General features: G+C 65.0%; 25 protein-coding genes. 7 read left to right on the top strand and 18 right to left on the bottom strand.

Annotated features, from left to right (window positions below; translation table 11 throughout):
• The 4 genes from Q0105_RS12925 to Q0105_RS12910 form a co-directional block, all read right to left on the bottom strand.
• A complete protein-coding gene (locus Q0105_RS12925) occupies window positions 1–618 on the bottom strand; it encodes an MOSC domain-containing protein (RefSeq protein WP_298212399.1) in 618 nt (205 codons plus the stop codon).
• 22 nt (window positions 619–640) lie between these two features.
• A complete protein-coding gene (locus tag Q0105_RS12920) occupies window positions 641–1,807 on the bottom strand; it encodes an acyl-CoA dehydrogenase family protein (protein ID WP_298212397.1) in 1,167 nt (388 codons plus the stop codon).
• Window positions 1,808–1,843: 36 nt separating this feature from the next.
• On the bottom strand, window positions 1,844–2,206 hold the full coding sequence (locus tag Q0105_RS12915) for a lysozyme inhibitor LprI family protein (protein WP_298212395.1): 363 nt from the start codon (window positions 2,204–2,206) through the stop codon (window positions 1,844–1,846).
• A 287-nt stretch (window positions 2,207–2,493) separates the two neighbouring features.
• A complete protein-coding gene (locus Q0105_RS12910; protein ID WP_298212394.1) occupies window positions 2,494–4,017 on the bottom strand; it encodes a CoA-acylating methylmalonate-semialdehyde dehydrogenase in 1,524 nt (507 codons plus the stop codon).
• A 168-nt stretch (window positions 4,018–4,185) separates the two neighbouring features.
• On the opposite strand from Q0105_RS12910, the gene Q0105_RS12905 reads away from it, so the two are divergent.
• Together Q0105_RS12905 and Q0105_RS12900 are read left to right on the top strand one after the other, a co-directional pair.
• The gene (locus Q0105_RS12905; RefSeq protein WP_298212392.1) at window positions 4,186–5,085 is read left to right on the top strand and encodes a LysR family transcriptional regulator; all 900 of its coding nucleotides are present in this window, start codon (window positions 4,186–4,188) and stop codon (window positions 5,083–5,085) included.
• A 274-nt stretch (window positions 5,086–5,359) separates the two neighbouring features.
• Window positions 5,360–5,935 (top strand): hypothetical protein, encoded by a 576-nt coding sequence (locus tag Q0105_RS12900; RefSeq protein ID WP_298212390.1) that lies wholly within the window; start codon window positions 5,360–5,362, stop codon window positions 5,933–5,935.
• Between the two features lie 101 nt (window positions 5,936–6,036).
• Here the strand turns inward: Q0105_RS12900 and Q0105_RS12895 are convergent, their stop codons facing one another.
• The 4 genes from Q0105_RS12895 to Q0105_RS12880 all read right to left on the bottom strand — a co-directional run bounded on the left by Q0105_RS12895 (window position 6,037) and on the right by Q0105_RS12880 (window position 11,206).
• Window positions 6,037–7,653 (bottom strand): DHA2 family efflux MFS transporter permease subunit, encoded by a 1,617-nt coding sequence (locus Q0105_RS12895; RefSeq protein ID WP_298212388.1) that lies wholly within the window; start codon window positions 7,651–7,653, stop codon window positions 6,037–6,039.
• A gap of 12 nt (window positions 7,654–7,665) precedes the next feature.
• Window positions 7,666–9,003 carry an HlyD family efflux transporter periplasmic adaptor subunit gene (locus Q0105_RS12890; RefSeq protein WP_298212386.1) on the bottom strand — a complete coding sequence of 446 codons (1,338 nt, stop codon included), beginning with the start codon at window positions 9,001–9,003 and terminating at the stop codon, window positions 7,666–7,668.
• 153 nt (window positions 9,004–9,156) lie between these two features.
• A complete protein-coding gene (locus Q0105_RS12885; RefSeq protein WP_298212384.1) occupies window positions 9,157–10,632 on the bottom strand; it encodes an efflux transporter outer membrane subunit in 1,476 nt (491 codons plus the stop codon).
• A 70-nt stretch (window positions 10,633–10,702) separates the two neighbouring features.
• The gene (locus Q0105_RS12880) at window positions 10,703–11,206 is read right to left on the bottom strand and encodes a MarR family transcriptional regulator (protein ID WP_298212382.1); all 504 of its coding nucleotides are present in this window, start codon (window positions 11,204–11,206) and stop codon (window positions 10,703–10,705) included.
• A gap of 262 nt (window positions 11,207–11,468) precedes the next feature.
• Between Q0105_RS12880 and Q0105_RS12875 the strand changes: the two genes are divergently transcribed.
• On the top strand, window positions 11,469–12,425 hold the full coding sequence (locus Q0105_RS12875) for a ketopantoate reductase family protein (RefSeq protein ID WP_298212380.1): 957 nt from the start codon (window positions 11,469–11,471) through the stop codon (window positions 12,423–12,425).
• A 132-nt stretch (window positions 12,426–12,557) separates the two neighbouring features.
• Here the strand turns inward: Q0105_RS12875 and Q0105_RS12870 are convergent, their stop codons facing one another.
• A complete protein-coding gene (locus Q0105_RS12870) occupies window positions 12,558–13,034 on the bottom strand; it encodes a hypothetical protein (protein ID WP_298212378.1) in 477 nt (158 codons plus the stop codon).
• A gap of 247 nt (window positions 13,035–13,281) precedes the next feature.
• Window positions 13,282–13,605, bottom strand: a complete 324-nt coding sequence (locus Q0105_RS12865) for a hypothetical protein (protein ID WP_298212376.1) — start codon at window positions 13,603–13,605, stop codon at window positions 13,282–13,284.
• Between the two features lie 635 nt (window positions 13,606–14,240).
• Here Q0105_RS12865 and Q0105_RS12860 point away from each other — a divergent pair.
• A complete protein-coding gene (locus Q0105_RS12860) occupies window positions 14,241–14,387 on the top strand; it encodes a hypothetical protein (protein WP_298212374.1) in 147 nt (48 codons plus the stop codon).
• Window position 14,388: 1 nt separating this feature from the next.
• Entirely contained in the window at window positions 14,389–14,790 is a 402-nt protein-coding gene (locus Q0105_RS12855) for a hypothetical protein (RefSeq protein ID WP_298212372.1), read from the top strand.
• Window positions 14,791–14,827: 37 nt separating this feature from the next.
• Here the strand turns inward: Q0105_RS12855 and metE are convergent, their stop codons facing one another.
• Complete coding sequence (gene metE / locus Q0105_RS12850) at window positions 14,828–17,206, bottom strand: 5-methyltetrahydropteroyltriglutamate--homocysteine S-methyltransferase (RefSeq protein ID WP_298212370.1); 2,379 nt, start codon at window positions 17,204–17,206, stop codon at window positions 14,828–14,830.
• Between the two features lie 108 nt (window positions 17,207–17,314).
• Here metE and Q0105_RS12845 point away from each other — a divergent pair, with 108 nt between their 5' ends.
• Window positions 17,315–18,253, top strand: a complete 939-nt coding sequence (locus tag Q0105_RS12845) for a LysR family transcriptional regulator (protein ID WP_298212368.1) — start codon at window positions 17,315–17,317, stop codon at window positions 18,251–18,253.
• On the opposite strand, the gene kdgD is transcribed toward Q0105_RS12845, so the two are convergent.
• On the bottom strand, window positions 18,254–19,171 hold the full coding sequence (kdgD, locus tag Q0105_RS12840) for a 5-dehydro-4-deoxyglucarate dehydratase (protein ID WP_298212366.1): 918 nt from the start codon (window positions 19,169–19,171) through the stop codon (window positions 18,254–18,256).
• A 42-nt stretch (window positions 19,172–19,213) separates the two neighbouring features.
• Complete coding sequence (locus tag Q0105_RS12835) at window positions 19,214–20,194, bottom strand: tripartite tricarboxylate transporter substrate binding protein (protein ID WP_298212364.1); 981 nt, start codon at window positions 20,192–20,194, stop codon at window positions 19,214–19,216.
• 403 nt (window positions 20,195–20,597) lie between these two features.
• Here Q0105_RS12835 and Q0105_RS12830 point away from each other — a divergent pair, with 403 nt between their 5' ends.
• Window positions 20,598–21,590 (top strand): tripartite tricarboxylate transporter substrate binding protein, encoded by a 993-nt coding sequence (locus tag Q0105_RS12830; RefSeq protein ID WP_298212362.1) that lies wholly within the window; start codon window positions 20,598–20,600, stop codon window positions 21,588–21,590.
• Between the two features lie 56 nt (window positions 21,591–21,646).
• Here the strand turns inward: Q0105_RS12830 and Q0105_RS12825 are convergent, their stop codons facing one another.
• The 5 genes from Q0105_RS12825 to Q0105_RS12805 all read right to left on the bottom strand — a co-directional run bounded on the left by Q0105_RS12825 (window position 21,647) and on the right by Q0105_RS12805 (window position 26,460).
• Window positions 21,647–21,940 (bottom strand): helix-turn-helix transcriptional regulator, encoded by a 294-nt coding sequence (locus Q0105_RS12825; RefSeq protein WP_298212360.1) that lies wholly within the window; start codon window positions 21,938–21,940, stop codon window positions 21,647–21,649.
• 166 nt (window positions 21,941–22,106) lie between these two features.
• Entirely contained in the window at window positions 22,107–23,366 is a 1,260-nt protein-coding gene (locus Q0105_RS12820) for a hypothetical protein (RefSeq protein WP_298212358.1), read from the bottom strand.
• Between the two features lie 221 nt (window positions 23,367–23,587).
• On the bottom strand, window positions 23,588–24,004 hold the full coding sequence (locus Q0105_RS12815; protein WP_298212356.1) for a hypothetical protein: 417 nt from the start codon (window positions 24,002–24,004) through the stop codon (window positions 23,588–23,590).
• Window positions 24,001–24,399 (bottom strand): transcriptional repressor, encoded by a 399-nt coding sequence (locus Q0105_RS12810; RefSeq protein WP_298212354.1) that lies wholly within the window; start codon window positions 24,397–24,399, stop codon window positions 24,001–24,003. Before Q0105_RS12810 ends, Q0105_RS12815 begins: the two co-directional genes overlap by 4 nt.
• 225 nt (window positions 24,400–24,624) lie before the next feature.
• The gene (locus Q0105_RS12805; RefSeq protein ID WP_298212463.1) at window positions 24,625–26,460 is read right to left on the bottom strand and encodes an ABC transporter ATP-binding protein; all 1,836 of its coding nucleotides are present in this window, start codon (window positions 26,458–26,460) and stop codon (window positions 24,625–24,627) included.
• Between the last annotated feature and the right edge of the window lie 2 nt (window positions 26,461–26,462).

The following is a 26,462-nucleotide window of genomic DNA, read 5'->3' as shown; positions in this document are numbered from 1 at the left end:
TCAGACGCGCTCCATCGGGCGATGAGGCGGATGCGGAAGCTGGAATGTAGCCTTGCAGCCCGGTGAGATGAAACCACCTTGCCGCACCACGGCCATCACCCCCGCCTTGCGAAGTAATTGCCCCTGCTCTGTTTTTCCTAAGAGCGCGGCGAGCAAGCCAGGCTGGAAAGCGTCAATTTGTGGGCAGGGATTGCGCAACCCCGTCAGTTCCAGGGTGGGGAAGGGGGCGTCTGTTGATTCGAAGACCACCCGCGTACCAACCGGCAGGGCAATCAGGTCGTCCCACCGCAAGCCGGGCGCGGAAGCCAGGGTGATGTTTTCTCCTAGCTGCCCCGCTGCAACCTCAAACCCCATGGCTTGTACATGTTCAAGCAGCGATGCCGAGATGAGATGCACCTGCCGTAGATTGGGCTGGTCTGGATTGGCCTTGACCCGAGAGCGATGCTGAACTTTGCTGCCGCAATGTGCATCGCCCTCCACGCCGAGGCCTTGCAGGAGGTGAATTTGCTGAGTCGACTGTTTGGAGAAACGGTGTTCTCCATCTTTGTGCACAGCCAAAACGGCCGTACTCAGCAAAGTCTTTTCGGGAGTGGTTGGGCGGGCTTCCTGCATATCCATAGCGAGCAAGTGCAGCGGCTTGTTAACGAACCACCTCAGTCGCATCCCCATCCAGCATGCGCCGCGCAATGATCACGCGCATGATTTCGTTGGTGCCTTCCAGGATCTGGTGCACGCGCGCGTCGCGCAGCAGGCGCTCCAGCGGGTACTCGCGGATGTAGCCGTAGCCGCCGTGCAGTTGCAGGGCGTCGTTGATGACGTTGAACCCCGCATCGGTGGCAAAGCGCTTGGCCATGGCGCAGTAGGTGCTGGCGTCGCGGGCGCCTGCGTCGAGCTTGCTTGCGGCCAGGCGCACCATCTGGCGCGCGGCGACCAGCTCTGTTGCCATGTCGGCCAGCTTGAACTGCAGCGCCTGGAAGCTGGCGATGGGTTTGCCGAACTGCTTGCGGTCTTGCATGTATTGCTGCGCTGCGTTGAGGGCGCCCTGCGCGGCGCCCACCGAGCAGGTGGCGATGTTGATGCGGCCGCCATCGAGGCCCTTCATCGCGATCTTGAAGCCTTCGCCCTCGCGGCCCAGCAGGTGATCGGTGGGGATGCGCACGTTGTCAAAACTGATGGTGCGCGTGGGCTGGCTGTTCCAGCCCATTTTGTGTTCCTTCTTGCCGTAGGTGATGCCCGGTGTGTCGGCGGGCACGGCAAAGGCGCTGATGCCGCCTGCTCCAGATTGCGCATCGCCCGTGCGGGCCATGAGCACCAGCACGTCGGTGCTGCCCGCGCCGCTGATGAAGGCCTTGCTGCCGTTGATGACGTATTCGTGGCCCACCAGTTCGGCACGGGTCTTGAGCGAGGCGGCGTCCGAGCCTGCGCCGGGCTCGGTCAGGCAATAGGACGCGAGTTTTTCGCCTGTGGTGAGCAGCGGGCCCCAGTGGTCGCGCACGGCGGGGGTGGCCCAGGTGCCCAGCATCCAGGTGGCCATGTTGTGGATGGTGATGAAAGCGGTGGTGCTGGGGTCGATGGCGGCCATTTCCTCGAAGACCAGCGTGGCGTCCAGGCGGGGCAGGGCGAGGCCACCGGCGGCCTCGGGGGCGTACAGGCCACAAAAGCCCAGTTCACCGGCCTTGGCGATGGCTTCCTTGGGGAAGATGCCTTCTGCATCCCACAACGCTGCGTGGGGTGCGAACTCCGCTTGCGCAAAGTCGCGGGCCGTCTGGGCAAAGGCGCGTTGTTCTTCGGAGAGTTCAAAGTCCATGGTGTGTGTCTGCCTCGTTGGTTCTTGTTGTTTTGGTTAGGGTTTCGCGGACGGATGGTCCAGCGTCAGCCAGCGCATCAGGCCCTTGCGGCGTGCCTCGGTTTCGGCGCTCAGGCATTCGTTGTACAGGCGGGGCCACTGCGGCTGCGACTCGGCACTGCGCGTGGCCTGCTTGCAGCGGGTGGTGCGCTCGCGCTGCCAGGCACTGTGCTCCTGGCGCAACTGGGGCCGCTCATGGGCCGACAGCGCGCGCATCACGTCGCCGTAGAGGATGGCGATCTGCGTGTCTGCGGCCTGGAAGGCCTGCACGGCACAGGCATTGGTTTCGTCCACGCTGCCGCCGGGCTTGCAGGCAGCGCCGGCCTGGGCAAGCGCTTGCGGCGTGTTCAACGTCGCCATGCAGGATAGCAGAGCGGCGAAGATCCAAGCAGCCGCGTTCATCTTCGGTGGGTTCAGTTGCATGGCCTGGTTTTAACACCGCCAACGCGCTGTTCGCAGGGCCTTCGACAAGCTCAGGCGGAACGGTGAACGAGTTGCATAGCCGCCCCCCAGCCGTTCGGGCTGAGCCTGTCGAAGCCCTGCGCGGCGCTTCGACCCTTCGACGAAGCTCAGGACAGGCAGGCTCAGCGTGAACGGGTTTGCTTTTTCTCGCGGGCAGCGCGGTATGCATCGAACCCTGGCAGCGATTACTTCAAGCTAATGGTGGTGTTCACACCCTGCGACGTGGTGCTGTCGTCAAACCAGCGGGCCGTCACCGTCTTGGTCTGCGTGTAGAACATGATGACCTGCTTGCCGTAAGGGCCCAGGTCGCCCAGCTTGGACGCGCGCGAACCCGTGAACGAGAACAGCGGCACCGGCACGGGGATTGGCACGTTGATGCCGACCTGGCCCACGTCGATTTCTTCCTGGAACTTGCGCGCTGCCGCACCCGACTGGGTGAAGATGGCCGTGCCGTTGCCGTTGGGGTTGCTGTTGATGAATTCGATGGCTTCGTCGATGTCGGCGGCGGGCACCAGGGCCAGCACGGGGCCAAAGATCTCCTGGTCGTAGATGGCCATGCCGGGCTTCACGTTCGAGAAGATCGTCGGGCCCACGAAGTTGCCCTTTTCATAGCCGGGCACCGTGGGCTTGCGGCCGTCCAGCTCCAGCGTGGCACCGTCGGCAATGCCGCGTTCGATCAGGCCTTCCACGCGGGCGAGGGCTGCGCAGGACACCAGCGGCCCCACATCGGTGCCCTTTTCGGTGCCGCCGTTGACCTTGAGCGTCTTGGCCTTGGCCACCAGTTCGGGAACCCACTTTTGCGCCTCGCCCACCAGCACCACCACGGGCAGGGCCATGCAGCGCTGGCCGGCTGCGCCAAACGCGGCACCGGCAATGGCGTTGAGCGACTGTTCCTTGTTCGCGTCGGGCAGGATGATGGCGTGGTTCTTGGCGCCCATCATGCATTGCGCACGCTTGCCGGCCAGGGTGGCGCGGTTGTACACATGGGTGCCCACCTTGGTGGAGCCCACGAACGACACGGCCTTGATGTCCTTGTGGTCGCAGATGGCGTTCACGGCCATCTCGCCGCCGTGGATCACGTTGAGCACGCCAGGGGGGATGCCCGCTTCGAGCGCCAGCTCCACCAGGCGCATCGTCACCATGGGGTCTTGCTCGGATGGCTTGAGCACGAAGGTATTGCCCGTGGCAATCGCCATGGGGAACATCCACAGCGGGATCATGGCCGGGAAGTTGAAGGGCGTGATGCCAGCGCACACGCCCAGGGGCTGCAGCAGCGTGTAGGTATCGACGCCACCGGCCACGTTGTTGGCCAGCTCGCCCAGCTGCAGGTTGCCGATGCTGGCGGCGTGCTCCACCACTTCGAGGCCACGGAACACATCGCCTTCGGCGTCCGGCAGGGTCTTGCCTTGCTCGGCCGTCAGGATGGCGGCCAGTTCGGCCATGTTTTCACGGATGAGCTGCTGGTACTTGAGGAAGATGCGGGCACGTGCGCCGATGGGGGTCTTCTTCCAGGTCTTGAACGCTTCCTTGGCCGAGGCCACGGCGGCATCGATCTCTTCAGCCGTGGCAAACGGCACGCGGGCCAGCACCTCTTGCGTGGCGGGGTTGACCACATCGCGCCATTCGGTGGTCTTGGACTCGACGAACTGGCCGCCGATCAGCAGCTTGACGGTGGGGGCCAGGGCGGCCACGTTGGTGGGTGCGTTCATGCAGTTGTCTCCTGAAGATGATGCCAAAGTGTGGGCCAGCAGCCCTAAGAACAGGTTCTAAGCCTCGCCATGGTAGCTGTGCGAAATTGTGAAGACAATAGACAATGATGCGCACGGGGTTTGCAAAAATGCACACCCATACACACGCCAATAACCAAGGACTGCCCAATGGACTGGGACAACCTGCGCTATTTTCTGGAACTCGCCCGCGCTGGCACGCTGGTGGGCGCCGCCCGCCGCCTGGCGGTGGACCACACCACCGTGGCGCGCCGCCTGCAGGCGCTGGAAAAGCAGGCGGGCTCGGCCCTGTTTGCTCGCGAGGCGGGCGGCCACCGGCTGACCGAGGCCGGGCGTGCGCTGCTGCCCCAGGTCGAGGCCATGGAGGCCGCCTTTCTGGCGGTGGAAAACGCAGCCCCCGGTGTACGCCAGGGCCTGCACGGCCTGGTGCGCATCGGCACCACGGAGGGCTTTGGCAACCTGATCCTGGCGCCGCAGCTTGCGCGTTTTGCGCAGAGCCACCCTGGGCTGGTGGTGGACCTGCTGGCCCTGCCGCGCCTGGTGCACCTGTCGCGGCGCGAGGCCGATATCGTCATCTCGCTGGAGCGCCCGGCGCGTGGTGCGGTGCTGATGGTCAAGCTCACTGACTACGTGCTGCAGCTCTTCGCCGCGCGCGGCTATCTGGAGCGCCATGCCCCCATCCTCACGCCCGACGACCTGCGCGGCCACAGCTTCATCAGCTACGTGGACGACCTGCTGTTCACCAAGGAGCTGCAGATCCTGGACGAATTGCACCGCCCCGCGCACTTTGCGCTGCGCAGCACCAGCATCCAGGCCCAGTACGAGGCGGTGCGTGCCGGGGCCGGGCTGGCGGTGCTGCCCGCGTTCGTGGCGGCGCAAGACCCCGCACTGACAGCCGTTCTGCCCGGCTCGGCACGGTTCACCCGCACTTTCTGGATGTCGATGCCGGAAGAGAACAAACACGTGGCCCGCATCCAGGCCACCTGGGCGTTTCTGCGCGAAACGGTGGCGGCCCAGCAGGGGGTGTTGCTGCCGGGGTCTGCGGATTGACGCTGAGGCCACGCTAGGATCGCGGCCATGGCTTTGCAGCGCCGCGCTTCGACGGGCTCAGTGTGAACGGTTTTCAGTGGATGGATGCCGATTCAATAGCCTGAGCTGTCCGCAACACGCCGCGCCATGCACCCGCTGAAGTAGCCCCCAAACCCACGGCTTATCGCGCGATCACCGGGCGCTGGGGTTCTTTACTCTTTCGCCACAGGGCGAAGCGGTGACCGCTGGATGGATTTCAGGGGGCCGAAGCTGTCGCCACGAGGAGTTCATGGCCATGTCACCGCTTATTTCAGGTCTTGCATCGGTTGCTTCGCTGATCTTCAACGCGACATCGGAGAGTTCTGCAAAATCCGCCGCATCGCGGCGCGGCAGCAGCGATGTGCCCGATGCGCAGCCTTCGTCCGTGGTCATGCTCAGCCCCCAGGCCGAGGCCCTGGCGGGTTTTGCCGGGAAGGGCGTGCTGGTGTCGCAGGACGCGGCCAGCGGCGCCTTGTCGGCCACGCAGCGTGTTGCCGGTGGTGGTGGCTCCGGAGCGGGGCGGATGGCGGCGGGAGGCTCTGTCTCCACGCAGGATTTCAAGGAGCTGCTTACCCGCTTTGGGGCCGATGATGTGCAAAAGGAGCAGATCACGGCGGGGTTTGATGCCAATCAGGACGGCCGCATCTCGCATGCGGAGTTTCTCAAGGGCTTGTCCGACACCTCGATCCACAAGCCGGGCAGCGCGCTGTCCCAGGCGGTGCTGCAGGTCATGGACCAGGGCGGCAACGCGGACGGCGTGGTGAGCCAGGCCGAATTTGCTGCGCTGACCACGGCGTTTGCCAAGGCGGAGTGGCGTATGGGCGCTGCATAAGGCCCCGGAGCGGCGGTCCCAGCGTGAGGGATGGCGGTATTTGCTACTAAAAACATAGCTGCTTGCGCTTGTTGAATAAGCGAAAGCAGCTATTTTTATGCTCAATGTGCGCCGCCCGCGTCCACCGCCGCGCCGCCTGAGACTTTGGGTGGCCGTTTGGTCAGCCAGATCAGCCCAATCAGCATCAGGAACAGAACAGCCGATCCCAAGAAGATGTCATTGGCTGCACGGGTGAATGCTTGCTGGTCAATCAATCGGTTCACCTGCGCCAGCGCCTGCAACTGCGTGAGGCCGGACGCGGTGAGCTGATCGAGCGTCTGCGCAAACACGCCCTGGCCTTGCACCAGCCCTTCGGTCAGGTGGGCATGGTGCATGGCGGCACGGTTCTCCCACAGCGTGGTGGCGATGGACGTGCCCATGGCCCCGGCGGTGATCCGCACGAAGTTCGACAGGCCCGCCGCCGCCGGGATGTGGCTGGGCGGTATGCCCGCCAGGGTGAGCGTGGTCAGCGGGATGAAGAAAAACGCCATGGCCGCGCCCTGCAGCAGGGTGGGGATGAGGATGTGGATGAAGTCGGTCTGCACCGTGAACTGCGAGCGCATCCACAGCACCAGGCTGAACACCATGAAGGCCACGGTGGCCATGCGGCGCGGGTCCCACTGGCCCACCTTTTTGCCCACCAGCGGCGTGAGCACGATGGCGAAGATGCCCACCGGCGCCAGCGCCATGCCGGCGGACGTGGCGGTGTAGCCCATCCACTGCTGCAGCCACAGCGGCAGCAGCACCACGTTGCCGAAGAACAGCGCATAGGCCACCGACAGCGCCAGCGCGCCAAAGGTGAAGTTGCGGCCCTTGAAGAGCTTCAAGTCCACCACCGGGTGTTTTTCAGTCAGCTCCCACACCAGGAACACGGCGAAGGCGATCACCGCAGTCACGGCCATGGCGATGATCTCGCCCGAGGCGAACCAGTCGAGCTCTTTGCCCTTGTCGAGCATGAGCTGTAGCGCGCCCACCCACAGCACCAGCAGGCTCAGGCCCACGGTGTCGATGGGCAGCTTGCGGATGGGGGTTTCGCGCTGGCGGTAGATGCCCCAGGTGAGCGCCCCGGCCAGCAGGCCCACGGGCACGTTGATGTAGAAGATCCACGGCCAGGAGATGTTGTCGGTGATCCAGCCGCCCAAGAGCGGCCCCACCACGGGTGCGACCAGCGTGGTCACCCCCCACAGGGCCAGGGCGGTGCCCGCCAGGGCCTTGGGGTAGCTGGCGAGCAGCAGGGTTTGGCTGAGCGGAATCATCGGCCCGGCCACCAGGCCTTGCAGCACGCGAAAGAACACCAGCGCCTCCAGCGACCAGGCAAAACCGCACAGCCAGGAGGTGAGCACGAACAGAAGCACGCTCATGGTGAACAGGCGCACGGCGCCAAAGCGCTGCGTGAGCCAGCCGGTGAGCGGCACCGAAATGGCATTGGCCACACCAAAGCTGGTGATGACCCAGGTGCCCTGGGTGGGGCTCACGCCCAGGTCGCCGGAGATGGCGGGGATGGAGACGTTGGCGATAGACGAATCCAGCACGTTCATGAACGTGGCCAGCGACAGCGACAGCGTGCCCAGCAGCAGGGCCGTGCCCTTGAGCGGCGAGTAAGAGGCCGGTGGTTGTGGTGCAGCCGGTGGCGGCGCCGTGGCGGGCGCCTGGTCTGCGGTGGGGTTGGCGGCAGTCATGCGGGCCCCGGTTTACTGAACGGCGGGCGATGGCACAGGGGCGGGTGCCGATGCGTGCCGCTCGGCGCGGGGGGCTGTTGCTTGGGCGGCCGGGGCCTTGGTATCGGCGGCGCTGCTGGTCTTGCGCGCAGCCAGTGCCACGGCGGGCTTGCTGCGGCCCAGGTTGGCGGCAATGATCTGCGCCACTTCGTCGTCTGCGGCCTTGAACTGCTCATCAAACACCTTGGTGGCGGCCACGGGTGTGGTGCGCTGGGTGTCGGACAGGGTCTTGCCGCTCTGGTCGGCGGTGTCCACCTTCACATCCATCGACAGGCCCACGCGCAGCGGGTGCTCGGCCAGTTGGCTGGCGTCGAGCGCAATGCGCACGGGCACGCGCTGCACCACCTTGATCCAGTTGCCGGTGGCGTTCTGCGCGGGCAGCAGCGCAAAGGCCGCGCCCGTGCCCGCGCCCAGGCCGGTCACGGTGCCGTGGTAGGTCACCTTGGTGCCGTACACATCGGCCACCAGCTCGGCGGGTTGGCCGATGCGCAGGTTCTGCAACTGGCTTTCCTTGAAATTCGCGTCCACCCACAGGTCGTTCAGGGCCACCAGCGTCATCAGCGGGGCACCGGCCTGCACACGTTGGCCCACTTGCACGCCACGCTTGGCCACGTGGCCGTCGAGCGGCGCGAGGAGCTGGGCGCGCTGCACGGCCAGATGCGCCTCGCGCACGCGGGCCGAAGCACGCTGCACGTTGGGGTGCTGCTCGATGGAGGTGCCTTCGGTTTGCGTCTGGCTGGCGGCCAGTTGCTCTTGCGCGGCCACCACGGCCGACTGGGCGGCGGCCACCATGCTCTTGGCGGCGGCCAATTGCGCCGTGGCGTGCTGAAACTCTTCCTTGCCCACCGCGCCGCTCGCCATCAGCGGAGTGCGGCGGTTCACGTCGTCCTGCGCGCGGGCGGCATCGGCCTGGGCGCGTGCCAGGTCGGCGCCGCGCAGGCTCACCTGGGCCTTCAGGGTGGAGTTGTTGGCGAACAGGGTGCGCACCTCGCGCACGGTCTGCGCCAGTTGGGCCTCAGCCTGCTCCAGCGCCACGCGGGCGTCGGCGGGGTCGAGCTTCACAAGCAACTGCCCGGCCTTGACGTAGTCGGTGTCGTCGGCGCCGATGGAGACCACGGTGCCGCCGACCTGCGGCGTGATCTGCACCACGTTGCCCGCCACGTAGGCGTTGTCGGTGGCTTCCACATGGCGGCCGTTGGCCCAGTGCCAGCCACCCCAGCCGATGGCGGCGATGGCCACGGCGGCGGCAATCAGGGTCAGGCCCCGGCGGCGGGTGGTGTTGGCTTCATTGGCGGTGATGGGTTCGCTCATGGCTGTGGTCTTTCAGGAATGTGTTGTTGTTCGGGTTTTCTACCCCCCACCGTTCGGGCTGAGCTTGTCGAAGCCTGGTGCGGCGCTTCGACTGGCTCAGCGTGAACGGGTGGTGGGGACTGGCATGAACAGGGCCTTGCTGGACTTCCGTGCCTACCGCGCTGCGGTCTTCAGCACGGCCGTGTCATCCGTCCAGCCACCACCCAGGGCCTTCATCAGCACCAGGCGGGTATCGAGCTGGCGGGCGCGCAGGTCCACGGCCAGGCGGCGCTGGGCCAGCACCTGGGTTTCGGTGGTAAGCACCACCAGGTAGTTGCCCAGGCCCGCGCGGTAGCGCTCTTGCGCAAAGCGGTAGGCTTTCTCGGCGCTGGCGGCGGCTTCGTCCTGCAGGGTTTGCTGGCGCGTGAGGGACTGCACCGATGCCATGGCGTCGCCCGCTTCCTTCACCGCGTCGAGCACGGCGCCGTTGTATTGGGCGATGGCCGCGTCCAGCTCGGCCTGGCGGCCGCCCAGTTGCGCGCGCAGTCGTCCGCCGTCGAAGAGGGGCAGGCGCAGGGCGGGGGTGATGCCCAACTGGCGCGAGCTGCCGTTGAACAGGTGGTCTAGGCCCAGCGCGTTCAGGCCGATGAAGGCGCCGATGTTGATGTTGGGATAGAACTCGCTGCGGGCGCTGTTCACGCCCTGGGTCGCGGCTTCCACGCGCCAGCGCGCGGCCACCACGTCGGGGCGGCGGCCCAGCAGGTCAGCGCCCAGTGCGTTGGGCACGGCCGTGGGTTGCAGGCGGGCCAGTTGTGGGGCCAGTGCGGGCAGGGCATTGGGTGCCTGGCCGCTGAGCACGGCGATCTGGCGGCGCGCCAGGGTGATTTGTTCTTCCAGCGCCTCGATCTGGGTGCGGGCATCGGGCACGGCGGCCTGGGCCTGGGTCAGTTCGACCTGGCTATCGAGGCCTGCGGCCACGCGCTCCTGGGTAAGGCGCAGTTGCTCATCACGTTGGTCCAGCGCGCGCACGGCCACGTCGCGCTGCGCCACCAGGCGGGCCAGCGCCACATAGCTGCGGCCCACCTGGGCGGCCAGGGTGTTGGCGGCTGCGGCGGCATCGGCCTGCGCGGCGCGGGCCTGGCCCAGGGCGGCCTGCAGCTCGGCAGCATGTTGGCCGAAGAAGTCGGGCGACCACGACAGCGTGGCCTGCACGGTGCCGCTGTTGTAGGTGTTGCCCGCCACGGGCGCGGGCACCATGCCGTTGGCGGTGTAGCGCTGGCGGGTCAGGTCCACGCCCAGGTTGGCTTGCGGGCCGTTGGCAGCTTCACGCACCTGGGAGAGAGCCACCGCCTGCTCCAGCCGCGCGCGGCTCACGGCCAGGCTGGGGCTGCCTTGCAGGGCCTGGTCGATCAGCGTGTTGAGTTGCTCGTCGCCCAGCGTTTTCCACCACTGGCTGGGCGCGGCGGTTTCGCTGGCGGTGGCTGCATCAAGCCCCACGGCGGCGGGCGTGGTCTGCGCCAGCGGGGTGTGTGGCGCGCCGGGGCTGGCGCAGCCGACCAGCAGGATGGCTGCGGCCAGCGCCAGGGCCGATACAGCGAAATGGGCGACGAAAGCTGAGCGGGTGGAGGGCAGGGGGGCGGCGGAATTCACGGGGTTCTCCAGAATGATTTTTGGGTGTTGTGTGGAGGAAAACTGGGGCGTTGGAAACTGGCGCTCCCCCTCAGGGGGAAGATGCCGAAGGCGGCACGGGGGGGCTCCCATTTACCAGCATGCGGCGCAGCAGGCCCAGCAGCATTTGCCACTCTTCATGGCTGAAGCCGACAAGGTGGCTGTTGAGCACGTCGGCCAACACCGGCGGCACGCGGGCGGCCACTGTCTTGCCCTCGGGCGTGAGGGCCAGGCGGACCACGCGGCGGTCGGTGGTGGAGCGCTCGCGCGCCACCAGGCCCTTGGCTTCCAGGCGGTCGAGCGCGCGGGTCATGGAGGCGGGGTCGGTCTCCAGGTCACGTGCCAGGCTGGCCACGGTGGTCTGGGGGCAGAGCGATATCTTGAACAGGGGCAGCCACTGCGCATAGGTCAGGTCGTGCGCCAGGAGCTGGGCATCCGCCTGCGTGCGGATCGACGTCATCACCTTGCGCATGAGGTAGCCCACGCTCTCTTCGGGCACCAGGTGGTCGGGGCTATAGAAACCCTGGGGCGAGGACGGAGTGGCGGGAGATGTCATGGGATCGGAATTTAATTGACTAGACAATTATTGTCTTTGCAATGATTGAATTCCACAAAATTTGTTGGGGTTATTACGGAGTGGAGAAGGTCCTGAGAGGTTTGCTTTTGCTATTCAATTAATAGCTGCTTGCGCTTTGTAGATAAGCGCCAGTGGTATTTTTTTGCCATGCACCCGAATACACCTGTATGGCGAAGCCACTTCCTTCGCTGGCTATAGTTCCTGGCCAAATCGAACCTCTTTTGTCATTCAGGACCCTGCCATGACCGCCTCTTCCGCCCCTGTTCACACCGCCTCAGAGCCCGCCTTGTTGCGCATCGCCGTGATGGGGGCGGGCGCGGTGGGCTGCTACTTTGGCGCGCTGCTGGCGCGGGCCGGGCATGTGGTGACGCTGATCGGCCGCCCCGCCCATGTGCAGGCCATCCGCCAGCGGGGGCTGCGCCTGCAGACGGCGGTGCTGGACGTGCAGGTGCCGATGGAGGCCAGCACCGAGGCCAGCGCAGCGGCGGGTGCCGATGTGGTGCTGTTCTGCGTGAAATCGACCGACTCGGAAGACGCGGCGCAGCAGATTCGGCCCCACCTGGCGCCCGGTGCGCTGGTGCTGACGCTGCAAAACGGCGTGGACAACGACGAGCGGGTGCGTGCCGTGCTGGACAGCTCCACGCCCGTGGCGGCCGCTGTGGTGTATGTGGCCACCGCCATGCCGGGGCCGGGCCATGTGCAGCACCATGGACGGGGCGAGTTGGTGATTGCGCCGTCGCCACGCAGCGACGAGGTGGTGCGGCAGTTTGCGGCGGCGGGCATTGCCACGCAGATTTCAGACAACGTGCACGGCGCGCTGTGGGCCAAGCTGGTGCTCAACTGCGCCTACAACGCGCTGTCGGCCCTGTCGCAGCAGCCCTATGGCGCGCTGGTGCAGGCGCCGGGCGTGACGGACGTGATCGCCGACACGGTGGCCGAGTGCCTGGCCGTGGCCCAGGCCGATGGCGTGGTGATTCCCGGCGATGTGGAGGCCGCCGTGCGCGGCATCGCGGCCACCATGCCGGGCCAGTATTCCTCCACCGCGCAAGACCTGGCACGCGGCAAGCCCAGCGAGATCGACCACTTGAACGGCTACGTCGTCAAGCGCGGTGCCGCGCTGGGCGTGCCCACGCCGCTGAACCGGGCGCTGCAGGTGTTGGTGAAGTTGGCGGAGGCGGGGAAGGCTGCAGCCGTCTAAAGAGAGGGCAGGCCACACAGTTGTACGCAGTTGGGACTACCCGACAGCATGTGCTGTGCCCAGGCAGACAGCCTATCGACCAGCGCCGTCGTGATCGTTGGCGTGCGCATGGTTTGATCTTGCAACTTGGCGCTATTTTTCTACGAATCGAGTTGCATCCGTAAGCCGGTCCAGATCATCTTCGCGGTGAAGCATCGGCACAAATTGCCAACTCCAAACCCCAATGCCAAGTCGATTGCCAGAGAGGTTGTCGATTGCGTAAGGAATGATGCCCATTCGTAAGCTCTCCGGTATCTCACTTCCGTCTGAATTTTTCGGGTTTACACGGTAGAGCTTGAACGCGGGCTGAGCCCTTGGGTCGCGGGCGAGCCAGAATCCTCCCATCGTGAGTGGTTCACTTACCTGCCCGTCCGGCGCCCGAGAGGCGCCCAGAACAAGGGACTTCCCTTCACCAAGGTAGTAATCCCCAGCATCATCCACTGCTTCCACTCGATAGCGCCCCGCTTCGAGTCCGTGATACCAATGAGTATTACCACCACCCACAGCTATGGCATCAAAGCGCACTGGTTTACGTAGCACGATCTCATGTGCATCTTTGGTTTGAACCATTCGCAAACCTTCTCGGTGGGTGCCGGCGCATCCACTGAGCTTTATGGCGGCGAGCGTTACTAAGAATATTGAGAGGACAAGATGCTTCATTATTTTCATAGTAAGGGAGTTTCAATATAGTTAGTCGAACCACTGTGGGTGATCTCTATATGTGCACACAGCCAGCGCCAGGATGCGTTCGAGCGGCGCGGGTGGCCGCCTTCGTGTACGTGTTGCGGTTGTTGCCACGTGGGGTGCGGGTATGCCTTCAGGTGGCGCGCGCCTGGTTTTCGCGCACCACGTCGCGCACGCGCTGGGCCAGCGAGCCGTTGGCCTGCGCGGCCAGCAGGCGGGCGGTCAGTGCGTCCACCGAGGCAGGGGTTGTGGCCTGGGCGCGCGGGGCGGCTTCGTATTGCTCAATGGCGGTGCGGGCCTCTTGCACGCTCAGGCCCGTGTGTTCAACGATCTGGCCCAGCGTGGCCCAGTATTCGATCTGGCTGGCGACCGAGCGGCGCATGGGTTGCGCAGCCTGCCGGGCTTGCTCCACCAGGACGCTGGGGAGCTTGACGGATGCAAATGCGGTGGCGGTCATGGTTTTCTCCTGATTGGCGCATTTTGCGCCAATCAGGACTATGAGCCAAGCAGCGGACATGCATAGGGCGGTGTGTGCTGCCAGTCACGTATTTGTTTGCTATTAACAGGAGAGCTGCCAGCGCTTGTTGAAAAAGCGCTGGCAGCTCATTTGGCTACGCGCTCACGGCTTCCTCCAACTGCACCCGCACCTCCTGCGCCGCCTGCACCATGTGGCGCAATGCCGCCTCGGGTTTTGAGGCCGCAGTCGGGTCTGGTGCAATGACAGGGACCTATAAACAGACGCTGACGGCGCAGGCGTCAAGCGCCTTGATCGCGTCAAGAGTGCAAGGCACGCTACTGCCAGCGGGAAGCGGTTGGTCGACCGCGAATGCTCGTTCGTATCTCCGGGACATTGAGGCGCAAACAGATATTTCGATAACGCGCGAGCAGTGGGCTCACTTGGCTGAAGATTTGCGAACAAACTCGTACAGCCGATTCTCTCCGGGAGATGCGAAAAAAATCGCACTGAGTTCAACAGAGTCAAGAGTGATTTAATTAGCGAATGGGAAGTCCAAACAGGTCGGCACTGGCCGACCTATAAAGAGCAGGTAGTTGATAAAAATGGCAATGTCTTCAAAGAAATTAGACAACCCTATGATGCACATCATTACATTGAGAACGGTTGCGGTGGACCAGCCACATGGTGGAACATTCATCTGGCTAGGTGGCCTGATCAACATCAGGGCGGTATCCATCGCGCAGGCGGACCTGCGCGTTGGCTCTTTAATGAATGAGGCGTGACATGGGAATTTACGACGATCTATTTACGTTGAGAGGTCAGGGTTCTTTACTGGCCAAATTGAAGCCACTTGAGCCGGCAAAGCTCCAAAAGCTGGTAGATCGCTATCCCAATCTGCCTAGCGATTACATATCCTTCTTGACCACTATAGGGTTTGGCGAAATAGGGCAAGCTCAGTACATGATCTACAGCGGGTTGGGTGAATCTGAGTTCGTGTTTGGAGAGCCGATGCCACCGCAACTGGAAAAAGTAATTTTGCTTGGCGATGACTTTCAGGGGTTTAACGCTGGTTTCCAAACTGATAGCTGGGAAGTTGTTGAGATTGACCCGATAGATAGACGCGTAGATGTAGTTGCCCCTGACTTCCAAACATTCATTCGTCGAGCGATTAGCGACCTCATGTAGTGTCCTGTCCGCGTGTCCGCGAAATCGGCCAATTCGACTATGCAATCACGGCTTCCTCCAACTGCGCCCGCACCTCCTGCGCCGCCTGCACCATGTGGCGCAGCGCCGCCTCGGTCTCGGGCCAGCCTCGGGTCTTGAGGCCGCAGTCGGGGTTGACCCAGAGGTTTTCCACCGGCACCACCTCGGCGGCCTTGTGCAGCAGCGCGGTCATCTCCTGCACGCTGGGCACGCGGGGCGAGTGGATGTCGTACACGCCGGGGCCGATCTCGTTGGGGTATTGAAAAGTGCCAAAGCCCTGCAGCAGCTCCATGTCCGAGCGGCTGGTCTCGATGGTGATCACGTCAGCGTCCATGGCCGCGATCTCGGGCAGGATGTCGTTGAACTCGCTGTAGCACATGTGGGTGTGGATCTGCGTGTCGTTGCGCACGCCGCTCGCGCTGATGCGAAAGGCGCGTGTGGCGCGCTGAAGGTAGCTCTTCCACCCGGCGCGGCGCAGCGGCAGGCCCTCGCGGATGGCGGGTTCGTCGATCTGGATGATGGCGATGCCTGCGGCTTCCAGGTCGCACACTTCGTCGCGGATGGCCCAGGCGATCTGGTCGGCGGTGGTGGCGCGGGGCTGGTCGTCGCGCACAAAGCTCCACTGCAGGATGGTGATGGGGCCGGTGAGCATGCCCTTCATGGGGCGGCTGCTCAGGCTTTGCGCGTACCGCGTCCAGGCCACGGTCATGGGCGCGGGGCGGGCCACGTCGCCGACGATGATGGGCGGCTTCACGCAGCGCGAGCCGTAGCTTTGCACCCATCCGTTGGCGGTGAAGGCAAACCCGTCGAGCTGTTCGCCGAAATATTCAACCATGTCGTTGCGTTCGGCCTCGCCGTGTACCAGCACGTCGATGCCAAGCTCTTCCTGCTTGCGCACGGCCAGGGCGATTTCGGTGCGCATCTTTTCTTCGTAGTGGGCAGCGTCCAGCGCTCCGCGCTTGAAGGCCGCGCGGGCGGCGCGGATCTCGGCGGTCTGCGGGAACGAGCCGATGGTGGTGGTGGGCAGCAGCGGCAGCTTCAAGCGTGCGCGCTGGGCCTGCTGGCGCGCGGGGAACGCGCTGGTGCGCTGGTCGGCCCCCGGCGCTGCGGCTGCCAGGCGCGCGGCCACGGTGGCGCGGTGCACGCGGGGGCTGCTGCGGCGCGCGGCGATAGCGGTGCGGGCGGCCAACAGGGCACCGGCTGCGGCGGCCTCGCCCTGGCCCAGGGCGGTGGCCAGCACGCTCAGCTCGTCGAGCTTTTCGACCGCAAAGGCCAGCCAGGATTTCACCTCGGCATCCAGCTGTGTTTCGGCCTGCAGGCTGAACGGCACGTGCAGCAGCGAGCATGAGGGCGCCAGCCACAGCGCGCCCTGGTGCTTGGCGACCACGGGGGCGAGGCGGGCCAGGGCGGCATCGAGGTCGGTGCGCCAGATGTTGCGGCCATCGACGATGCCCACCGACAGCACCTTGTGCGAGGGCAGCCAGTCGGCCACGCCCACCAGTTCCTCCGGGGCGCGCACGGCATCCACATGCAGGCCGGCCACGGGCAGCTGGCAGGCCAGGCGCAGGTTTTCGGCCAGGGGCGAGAAGTAGGTGGCCAGCAGCAGTGGGGGCGCGCTGCGGGCCAGTTGCCAGTAGCTGGGCTCGAAGGCGTGGCGCCAGGTGTCGGGCAGATCCAGCCCCAGGATGGGTTCGTCGATCTGCACCCATTCCACGCCCTGGGCCTTCAGGCGGGCGAGCACGGCCTCGTACACCGGCAGCAGTTGCGCCAGCAGGCTGAAGCGGTCGAACCCAGCCTCCTTGGCCTTGCCCAGCCACAAAAAGCTCAGCGGCCCCAGCAGCACGGCCTTGGCCTTGTGGCCCTGGGCCTGGGCCTCGGCCACTTCGTCGAACAGGCGCTCGCTGGCGAGGTGGAACCGCGTGCTGGCGCTGAACTCGGGCACAAGGTAGTGGTAGTTGGTGTCGAACCACTTGGTCATTTCCAGTGCGCTCTGGCCCGGCGTGGTGTGTGTCGCAGTGCAGCCCGTGCTGCAGCCCAGGTCCGTGTGTGTGGCCGTGGCCGACACTCCGCGCGCCATGGCGAAGTAGCGCGCCAGCTCTGGCGTGGCGCCGTCGAACGCGAAGCGCGCAGGTTCGCAGCCCAGTAGCTGGATGTGGTTGGCCACATGGTCGTACAGCGCGAAGTCGCCCACGGTGACAAAGCCCAGGCCCGCGTCGGCCTGGGCCTGCCAGTGTTGTTGGCGCAGTTGGGCGGCGGTGTCTTGCAAGTCGGTAGCGCCCAAGTCGCCGCGCCAGAAGGATTCGAGCGCGAACTTCAGCTCGCGCTGCGCCCCCATGCGGGGAAAGCCCAGGGTGTGGGTGAGCACGGGGCGGGCGGGGGAGGGCTGGGCGAGCGTCATGGCGGTTTCCTGTTGTCCGATAAAGCAAAACAATGAAGACACCGATGGTCGCGCGCACTCGTTTATTATTCAAACGAAAGTTTTAGTCGATCAACTTGAAAATAAATAATGAATCAATCGATTCTGGAAATACGCCACCTGCGCACCCTGGTGGCGTTGCGCGACAGCGGCAGCCTGGTGCGGGCCGCGCAGTTGCTCAACCTCACCCAGTCGGCGCTGTCGCACCAGGTCAAGCTGCTGGAGGACCGCCACGGCACACCGCTGTTCGAGCGCAAGTCGGTGCCGCCGCAGTTCAGCGCGGTGGGCGAGCGCTTGCTGGCCCTGGCCGATCTGGTGCTGCCGCAGATCGAGGCGGCCGAGCGCGATGTGGCCCGGCTGGTGTTGGGGCAGGGCGGCCAGTTGCGCATTGCCGTGGAATGCCACACCTGTTTCGATTGGCTGATGCCCGCCATGGACGCATTTCGCACCCGCTGGCCCGAGGTGGAGCTGGACATCGTGAGCGGTTTTCATGCCGACCCGGTGGGCTTGCTGCACCAGGGGCGGGCCGACCTCGCCATCGTGTCGGAGGTGGATGCGGATGAGGCGGGGGTGGACTACCACCCGCTGTTCGGCTTTGAGATCCGTGCGCTGCTGGCCAATGCACACCCGCTGGTCGCCAAGCCGTTTCTCACCGCGCAAGACTTTGCCGACCAGACGGTGATCACCTACCCGGTGCCCGACGAGATGCTGGACCTGGTCCGCCAGGTGCTGGAGCCCGCCGGAGTGCGCCCGCCCCGGCGCACCACCGAGTTGACGGTAGCCATGTTGCAACTGGTGGCCAGCGGGCGCGGGGTGGCCGCGCTGCCGCTGTGGGCGGTGCAGGGCTATCTGGACCGGGGCTACGTCACGGCCCGGCCCATTGCCGCGATGCCTGGTGCGCCGGGGCTGATGGGCGAGCTGCACGCGGCCTGCCTGCCGCAGGTGTCAGGCAAGCCATACCTGCAGGACTTTGTGGGCGTGGTCCGCGAGACGAGTTTCGTCACGCTCAAGGGCGTGACGTTGCTGTGATCAAGCTGACTGCGGCCCGAGCTTGTCGATCAGCGCCTTGAGCTCTTCCATTTCATGGGGCTTGAGGTCCGTCAGCGGTGCGCGCACGGGGCCGCCGTCGTGGCCCACGATCTTGGCGCCTGCCTTGATGATGGAGACGCCATAGCCTTCCACGCGGTTGCGGATGGCCAGGTAGGGCATGAAGAACTCCTTGAGCAGCTTGTGCTGTGTGGCCATGTCGTCGGCCGCCACGGCTTTGTAGAAGTCCATCGCTGTTTTGGGGATGAAGTTGAACACCGCAGACGAATACACCGGGGTGCCCAGCGCCTTGTAGGCTGCGGCATACACCTCGGCCGTGGGCAGGCCGCCCAGGTACGAGAAACGGTCGCCCATCTTCATGTAGATGGAGGACATGACCTCGATGTTGCCCACCCCGTCCTTGAAACCGATCAGGTTGGGGCAGCGCTCGGCCAGGATGGCGAGCGAGTTGGGCGTGAGCTTGGTGCGGTCGCGGTTGTAGACGATGACGCCGAACTTCACGCTTTTGCAAACCTGCTCCACATGGGCGATCAGGCCCTCCTGGCCCGCTTCGGTCAGGTAATGTGGCAACAGCAGGATGCCGTGGGCGCCCAGGCGCTCGGCCTCTTGTGCATGGGCAATGGCGGTGCGGGTGGGGCCACCGGCGCCGGCAATGATGGGCACCTTGCCACGGCAGGTGTCCACGGCGGTTTTGATGACCTGGCTGTATTCCGGGCCGGAGAGCGAGAAATACTCGCCCGTGCCGCCCGCCGCGAACAGGGCGCTGGCGCCGTAGGGGGCGAGCCATTCCAGGCGTTCGATGTAGGTCTTGGGGCGGAATTCGCCCTGTTCGTCGAAGTCCGTGATCGGGAAGGACAGCAGGCCGGAGCCCATGATGGATTTGAGGTCTTGGGGGGTCATGGTGAGTGGGGGCGGTAAGAAAGAAAAAAGGGGGCAGGGGGATTAGTCGAGCTTGATGTTGGCGGCCGTCACCACGCTGGCCCAGCGTGCGCGCTCCTTGGCAAAGAATTGCTCTTGCTCGGCGGGTGTCATGGTCACCACCTCGGCGCCCTGGCCTGCCAGGCGTGAGCGGATCTCGGGCGCACGGATGGCTGTGATGAGGGCCTTGTTGAGCTTCTGCACCACGGCTTCGGGCGTGCCGCGCGGCAGCAAAACGCCTTGCCAGGTGCCGGATTCATAGCCGGGCACGCCTTGTTCGGCAATGGTCGGCACATCGCCGATCAGCGGCATGCGTGTGGCCTTGGAGACACCCAGCACCTTGAGTTTGCCGTTCTGCACCTGGGGCAGCGTGGCCAGCATGCCGTTCATCAGCACCTGGGTCTGGCCGGCCACGGTGTCCTGGATGGCGGTCACGCCGCCCTTGTAAGGGATGTACTGCCAGCGCGCGCCGCTGGCGCGCTCCAGCGCCACGCCTGCGAGGTGTGGCGCGCTGCCCGTGGCCGTCACGGCGAAATTCAGTTCATTTTTCTTCGAGTAGGCGATCAGCTCCTTGAGGTTGCTGACCGGTACCGACGGGTGCACCACCAGCAGGTGGGGCGAATAGGCCAGCATGGTCACGCCACGCAGGTCCTTGGAGGGGTCGAACGACAGCTTGGTATAGACCGAGGGGCTGATGGCCAGCGCACCCACGTCGCACAACAGCATGGTGTAGCCGTCCGGCGCCGCCTTGGCCACGAAATCTGCGCCCAGATTGCCGTTGGCACCGGGCTTGTTCTCGACGATGACACTCTGCTTGAGTACCTCGGACAGCACCTGGCTGATGGAGCGCGCAATGATGTCCGAGCTGCCGCCGGGCGGGTAGGGCACCACGATGCGAAGCGTCTTGGATGGCCAGTCCGCCGTCTGGGCAGAAACAGAGGTAGCGGCGGTGGCGGCCAGGGCGACAGTGCAGGCCAACAGGGCGGTTCGTCGGGTCAAGGTCATGGAATGTGTCTTTTGTTCATTTGTTGTTGGTCATCGTACAACTTGAGACCAGGAAATGCAACGGCTTGTTTTGGAGTGGAAATCATGTCACGGGTCAATTTTGTGAAGATTTGAGTGATCGCACAGAGGGAATTACCTTTGATTGGGATTTTTTGCCTTCCAGAATTCGGGTAATCCCTTTGTGTGCAGGATGATGAACAGGATCACAATGGCCATCTTGTTATACGACAACGTATGACATGTGGGCGAAAGCACCGATTTAACAGAAGCAGGGCAGAACGCAGCGATTGGAGTGGTGGGCGAAACGGCAACCTTCGGGCCACGTGTTTTCCTTTGCCACCGCGCCGCAGTCCACCGCATTTTTCTTCTACATCCCGGTTTCAAACCTCTGGAGACACACACCATGCAACGCAGAACCCTCGTCCGATCCGCCGCCTTGGTCGCAGCAGGCAGCCTTTTGAGCCTGTCCGCCTTGGCGCAGGGCGCCTGGCCCACTGGCAAGCCGATTACCTACATGGTGCCTTTTTCGGCCGGTGGCACCACCGACACATTGGCGCGCCTGATCGGCCAGCAACTGGGCACGGCCCTCGGTACCACGGTGGTGGTGGAGAACAAGGGCGGGGCCGCGGGCAGCATCGGCTCGGAGGCGGCGGCACGTTCGGCCCCCGATGGCTACACGCTGCTGGGCGGCACCGTCAGCTCGCACGCCATCAACGTCAGCCTGTACCCCAAGCTGGGCTACGACCCCATCAAGTCCTTCAACCCCGTCACGCTGATCGGCACCAACCCGGTGGTGCTGGTGGTGTCTGCCGCCAGCCCGTACAAGACGCTCAAGGACGTGCTGACGGCCGCCAAGGGCAGGCAGGGTGGCCTGTCGTCGGCATCGGCTGGCACGGGCAGTTCGCAGCATTTGGCCGTGGAACTGCTGGCCTACAAGTCGGGGGTGAAGTTCACGCATGTGCCTTACAAGGGCAGCGGCCCGGCCATCCAGGACGTGATCAGCGGCCAGGTGGACATGATGTTCGACACCACGGTGGTCGCTTCGCCGCACATCCAGAGCGGCAAGCTGCGCGCCATTGCGGTCACCTCGTCGCAGCGCCTGGCGTCGATGCCCGACGTGCCCACGGTGGCCGAATCCGGCGTGCCGGAGCTCAAGGATTTTCAGGTGCAGTCGTGGCAGGCGGTGTTCGTGCCCGCCAACACGCCCGTGCCGGTGGTGACGCGCCTGCATGACGAGATCCGCAAGATCCTGGCGCAGCCCGAGATGCAAAATCGCCTCAAGGGCTTTGGCATGGAGCCCGCCGACCTGACCGTGGCCCAGATCGCCAGCTTCCAGAAGGCCGAAGTCGAGAAATGGGCGCAGGTGATCAAGGCGGCGAACATCAAGGTGGATTGACTGTTCGGTATCCCCAAAGAAAAGGGGCGGCCCGCCTGGGCCGCCCCTTTTGCCGTTCAGGCCCCGGTGTCCGAAGAAGGGGGCTTGCGGATCAGCTCGAACGCCGGGTGTTGCCCGGTGAGCAGCAAAAACATCGCAAACACCGGTCCCTGCATGTTGCGCTCGTCGCTGGTGCTTTCCAGCGCCTGCCAGGTGCGCGACTGCACGCCGCCCCGGCTGCCGGTCTGCAGCGGGTAACCCATGAGTTCGGCGGCCTGGGCCTGGCTCAGGCCGGCGGCGGTGCGCGCGGCCTTGAGCTGGTCGCCGGTGGGGACGGGCATGTCGATGGCCATCGCAGGGGTGCTTGTCATGGAGAGTTTGGCGCCAAATGGATTGCTATCAATAATATAGCTGCTAGCGCTTGTTGATAAAGCGCTAGAGCCATTTTTGTCACAATTTCAGGTGCAAAATGCACGGCTCTCCAGTGTAAGCGCGGGGCTCGGCGCGGGCATGCGCCTTGGCCCTGCCTTACCGGGTTTACCGGGCGATTCCCATCCAGGCCAGGGCGGTCGGGCGGAAGTCGAGGTTGGTGCGGCGAGCCACTTCCAGCGAAACCGTGTTGACGACCACCAGTTGGCGCGCGCCGGGGTCTGTGAGATAGATCTCGTCCCGCGCTTCGTTCGCCACCAGGGCTGGGAACGGCGCTGCCGTGGGCATGGCGGGGATGGCGCCCGCGATGGACTTCTTGGTCACCCAGCCCGACGCGCCACGCTCCAGGACGTGGAGGGCGCCGGTGTCATCCAGCACGAAGAAATACCGCCCGGCGCGGTCAAAGCTGTGCGCGCGGCGCAGGCGGCCTTCGGTCCAGCCCGTGATCGCCATGGCGGTGGCCTTTTTGGAAGCCGTGTCAATGTCGTAGAACTGGGTGGTGGATGGCGTGCCTGCGTTGCCAATGCCGACGAATTGCGCCAGCTTGGGATGGCCGGCCACCGTGCTCACGCGTGTTGCGGTGGCAATCTTCGTGGCCGTGGCAACACCGGCAGCCTGTGGCGAGACGGCCAGCACACCGTCCGTGCAGCCCGCCAAGGTGGTGCTGCCGCGCGTGTAGCTGCCGTGCATTCCGGGGCATTGCAGGTCGATGCGGTTGACGAAGGTGTATTGCGCACCCTGGCGGCTGTGGACTTCCACCTGCGTCGGGCCGGTGGCGTCGGCCGCGCGGTACGTTGCAATCAGGAAGTTGCCATTGGGCTCTGCGAAGCCGTGCATGGGCAGCGCGAAGTTGATGCTGGCGCCAATCTTGCCCGCGGCCAGGTCCGCGTCCTTGAACACAACGGCGGAAGACACCGTGGACGGCGCCCGGCCGTCCATGAAGATGCTGGCTTGGCCTGCGCGGTTGTCATAGTGGGTGGGCTGGGCGCCGTTGATGCGGAAGCTCAGCATCTTGGGTGCGGCCTTGTAGTCGTGCAGGTGGTCGCCGTGGTCTTCCTGCCAGATGCCTGCATCGGCGATCTGCACGGTGTCCTGCGCCCGCTGGAAGGCCAGCGCATAGCGCCCGCCAGGGCTGGCATACACCGCAGAGGGTGGGTTGGCGAGCGGGAAGTTCGACACCACGGAGCTGCTGTCCAGGTCATAGATGCGCAGCGCGGTCGCGGCGTCTTCCGCGATGGCCAGGCGGCCTGCGGTGTCGATTTTTACGGATTCATGGCGGTCGCCGTTGCCGCTGTTGCCGCCGCCGCAGGCTGCCAATGCCAATACGAAGGACAGCGCCAGGCCGCCCTTGAGGGATGAATTTTTCATGGTTCTTTCTTTCTCACTGAAGCTTGATTCGCTACATGCCGCAGACAGACCCGTTCGCCCTGAGCCCGTCGAAGGGCTGTGGGCAAAGGGCGCCCTGGCTTCGACGGGCTCAGCCCGAACGGATGGGGAAGGGGCGTCTGAGACAAGTGCTTCTCAAGCACTGAAGGTGTCGATACGACACCGCATGCCTGTGTGCATGCGGGTGTTTCCAAATGAAGGGTTCAGTGGAAAGCGGGGGGAGCGCGCGCGTCGAAAAGCGTGGCCCAGCGTGCCACGCAAGCGCCAGCAAGGCGTTGCTGAAGGTTGGTGCAGGGCGCCTGCGCGTGCGAGAGCGCGGGCAGGCACAGCACGGGCCCGTGCTGCTGGCCTTGCGCGTCGAACAAGCGGCAATCCCCGGCGTCGTCGTGGCTGGCGAACAGCGCTTGCAGCCAGCCCGACTCGGGTGCGGTATCCGCGCCGTGGGCATCTTGCGGCGCGAAGCCGGAGGGTGCGGACTGCGCCGTGTCGGCATGGAACGCATGCGCGATGCCGTGCATGAAACCCAGGGCATGGGCACACAACACGCTCAGCAGAACGATGGCGGCGAGCCATTGGCGCGCCGACTGGTCGGTGCGCCGCAAGACGGACAGCGCGTTCACTGTGGCCTGCTCTCCGCGCGGGCCTGGGGTGCGCAGTCCGCGCAGCGCCCATACAGCGTCAGTTCGTGGCCTTCGACCATGAAGCCCTTCGGTGCCAGCGCCTGCAGATCGCCAGGGCAGGCATGCACGTCGAACACGCGTGTGCACAGCGTGCACTGGAAGTGGTGGTGGTGCGACTGCCCGGCGGCTTCGTAGCGCGGGCTTTCGCCAGGCAGTTGAACGGCCTGGATCGAGCCATCGTCCAGCAAGGCCTTGAGGTTGCGGTACACCGTGGCCATGCCCAGGCCATCCACCGCAGCGCGGGCGGTCTCCAGCACCTCTTGGGGCGACAGCGGACGCTCCGCGCTGGCGATGGCCGCGTGGATGGCTGTGCGTTGCCGGGTGAATCGTTCCATGGAGGTTGTCTGCGCTGAACCGAGCTGGGAAATGCGTTATTGAGAATGGATTATCACTCATGATCCACCCTGTGGCGGCGAGGTCCCGCTAGCACCCGGCGCGCGGGCTCATACCAGTTTGCGTTCAATAAACAAGAACCGTTCGGGCTGAGCCTGTCGAAGCCTTGCGCAGCGCTTCGACAGGCTCAGCGTGAACGGACTTATATTTTTGAACGCATGCCGGCATCAGTCCTCGTCCGTCTCGCCCAGAAACCCGCCGCTCTGGTGCCCCCACAGCCGCGCATACACGCCGCCCAGCGCCAAGAGTTGCGCGTGGGTGCCTTCCTCCACGATGCGGCCTGCGTCCAGCACGATGAGCCGGTCCATGGCCGCGATGGTGGACAAGCGGTGCGCGATGGCGATCACGGTTTTGCCTTCCATCAGGCTGTCCAGGCTTTGCTGGATGGCGGCCTCCACCTCGGAGTCGAGCGCGCTGGTGGCTTCGTCGAGCAGCAAGATAGGGGCGTCCTTGAGCATCACACGGGCAATCGCCACCCGCTGGCGCTGGCCGCCCGAGAGCTTCACGCCACGCTCGCCCACCTGGGCGTCGTAGCCGGTGCGGCCGTGCAAGTCAGTCAGCGTCTCGATGAACTCGGCGGCCTCGGCGCGGCGGGCGGCGGTGTGCATGTCTTCCTCGCTCGCGTCGGGGCGGCCATACAGGATGTTGTCGCGCATGGAGCGGTGCAGCAGCGATGTGTCTTGCGTGACCATGCCGATGTTGCGGCGCAGGCTGTCTTGCGTGACATGGGCGATGTCTTGTCCATCGATCAGCACCCGGCCCGAGCGCACGTCATGAAAACGCAGCAGCAGATTGACCAGCGTGGACTTGCCCGCGCCCGAGCGGCCGATCAGGCCAATCTTTTCGCCGGGGCGGATGGTGAGCTGGAGCTGGTCGATGACAGGACGCCCGCCGCCATAGGCAAAACTCACGTTGTCAAAGCGTACCTCGCCCTGCGTGACCTGCAGGGGCTTGGCGTCGGGCGCATCGACCACGGTGCGCGGTTTGGTCAGGGTGTTGATGCCGTCCTGGATGGTGCCCACGCTCTCGAACAGCGTGGTCATCTCCCACATCACCCAGTGGGCGTGGCCGGAGACGCGCAGCGTCATCGCAATGACGGCGGCCACGGCGCCCGCACCCACCTCGCCCAGCGTCCACAGCCACAGCGCCGTGCCGCAGGCGCCCAGGATCATGCCCACCACCAGCACCTGGTTCACGATTTCAAACAGGCTCACCAGCCGCATCTGCGCGTAACCCGTGAGCTTGAAGGCGTCCATGGCCGCGCGCGCGAACTCCGACTCGCGCCGGGTGTGCGAGAACAGCTTGACGGTGGCGATGTTGGTATAGGCATCGGTGATGCGCCCGGTCATCACCGAACGCGCATCGGCCTGCGCCTTGCCCACCTGGCCCAGGCGCGGCACAAAATACCAGCAGGCCAGGCCGTAGGCCACGATCCACACTGCAAAAGGCACGATCAACCGTGCGTCGAACCCCGCCAGCAGCACCAGGATGGTGACAAGGTAGATGCCCATGCCGATCACCACGTCGGTGGTGGTGAAGATCATGTCGCGCACCGCCAGCGCGGTCTGCATGATCTTGGTGGTGATGCGGCCCGCGAACTCGTCGGCATAAAACGCCATGCTCTGGCCCAGCATCAGGCGGTGGAAGTTCCAGCGCAGCCGCAGCGGAAAGTTGATGGCCAGCGCCTGGTGCTTGAGGCTGGTTTGCCAGGTCACCAACACCACCGAGCCGAGCAGCAGCGCCACGATGCCCAGGATGGAGCCCTTGCGCTCGGCCCACAGCGCACCCGGCGCCATGGTCGAGATCCAGTCCACCACATGCCCGAGCACGGCGAACAGCAGGGCCTCGAAGATGGCGATGGCGGCGGAAAGCGCCGCCATCGCGATCACGTAGCCGCGCAGGCCCTGGGTGCCGTCCCACACAAAGGCCATGAAACCCTTGGGGGGCAAGTGGGGCTCGGCGGGCGGGTAGGGGGGAAGGCGGTTTTCGAAATACTTGAACAACA

This window comes from Acidovorax sp., assembly GCF_027492855.1.
In the GTDB taxonomy this organism is placed as follows: Bacteria; Pseudomonadota; Gammaproteobacteria; order Burkholderiales; family Burkholderiaceae_C; genus Acidovorax.
This window is presented reverse-complemented; position numbering and strand designations above follow the sequence as displayed.

Excerpts from the sequence above, each read along its gene's own strand:
- Q0105_RS12810 (WP_298212354.1), bottom strand. The coding sequence starts at position 24,399 with ATGGAACGATTCACCCGGCAACGCACAGCCATCCACGCGGCCATCGCC.
- Q0105_RS12870 (WP_298212378.1), bottom strand. The coding sequence starts at position 13,034 with ATGGTTCAAACCAAAGATGCACATGAGATCGTGCTACGTAAACCAGTG.
- Q0105_RS12865 (WP_298212376.1), bottom strand. The coding sequence starts at position 13,605 with ATGACCGCCACCGCATTTGCATCCGTCAAGCTCCCCAGCGTCCTGGTG.
- Q0105_RS12900 (WP_298212390.1), top strand. The coding sequence starts at position 5,360 with ATGTCACCGCTTATTTCAGGTCTTGCATCGGTTGCTTCGCTGATCTTC.
- Q0105_RS12915 (WP_298212395.1), bottom strand. The coding sequence starts at position 2,206 with ATGGCGACGTTGAACACGCCGCAAGCGCTTGCCCAGGCCGGCGCTGCC.
- Q0105_RS12925 (WP_298212399.1), bottom strand. The coding sequence starts at position 618 with ATGGATATGCAGGAAGCCCGCCCAACCACTCCCGAAAAGACTTTGCTG.
- Q0105_RS12910 (WP_298212394.1), bottom strand. The coding sequence starts at position 4,017 with ATGAACGCACCCACCAACGTGGCCGCCCTGGCCCCCACCGTCAAGCTG.
- Q0105_RS12825 (WP_298212360.1), bottom strand. The coding sequence starts at position 21,940 with ATGACAAGCACCCCTGCGATGGCCATCGACATGCCCGTCCCCACCGGC.
- Q0105_RS12895 (WP_298212388.1), bottom strand. The coding sequence starts at position 7,653 with ATGACTGCCGCCAACCCCACCGCAGACCAGGCGCCCGCCACGGCGCCG.
- Q0105_RS12860 (WP_298212374.1), top strand. The coding sequence starts at position 14,241 with ATGATGCACATCATTACATTGAGAACGGTTGCGGTGGACCAGCCACAT.
- metE (WP_298212370.1), bottom strand. The coding sequence starts at position 17,206 with ATGACGCTCGCCCAGCCCTCCCCCGCCCGCCCCGTGCTCACCCACACC.
- Q0105_RS12830 (WP_298212362.1), top strand. The coding sequence starts at position 20,598 with ATGCAACGCAGAACCCTCGTCCGATCCGCCGCCTTGGTCGCAGCAGGC.
- Q0105_RS12875 (WP_298212380.1), top strand. The coding sequence starts at position 11,469 with ATGACCGCCTCTTCCGCCCCTGTTCACACCGCCTCAGAGCCCGCCTTG.
- Q0105_RS12920 (WP_298212397.1), bottom strand. The coding sequence starts at position 1,807 with ATGGACTTTGAACTCTCCGAAGAACAACGCGCCTTTGCCCAGACGGCC.
- Q0105_RS12820 (WP_298212358.1), bottom strand. The coding sequence starts at position 23,366 with ATGAAAAATTCATCCCTCAAGGGCGGCCTGGCGCTGTCCTTCGTATTG.
- Q0105_RS12880 (WP_298212382.1), bottom strand. The coding sequence starts at position 11,206 with ATGACATCTCCCGCCACTCCGTCCTCGCCCCAGGGTTTCTATAGCCCC.
- kdgD (WP_298212366.1), bottom strand. The coding sequence starts at position 19,171 with ATGACCCCCCAAGACCTCAAATCCATCATGGGCTCCGGCCTGCTGTCC.
- Q0105_RS12890 (WP_298212386.1), bottom strand. The coding sequence starts at position 9,003 with ATGAGCGAACCCATCACCGCCAATGAAGCCAACACCACCCGCCGCCGG.
- Q0105_RS12905 (WP_298212392.1), top strand. The coding sequence starts at position 4,186 with ATGGACTGGGACAACCTGCGCTATTTTCTGGAACTCGCCCGCGCTGGC.
- Q0105_RS12835 (WP_298212364.1), bottom strand. The coding sequence starts at position 20,194 with ATGACCTTGACCCGACGAACCGCCCTGTTGGCCTGCACTGTCGCCCTG.
- Q0105_RS12845 (WP_298212368.1), top strand. The coding sequence starts at position 17,315 with ATGAATCAATCGATTCTGGAAATACGCCACCTGCGCACCCTGGTGGCG.
- Q0105_RS12855 (WP_298212372.1), top strand. The coding sequence starts at position 14,389 with ATGGGAATTTACGACGATCTATTTACGTTGAGAGGTCAGGGTTCTTTA.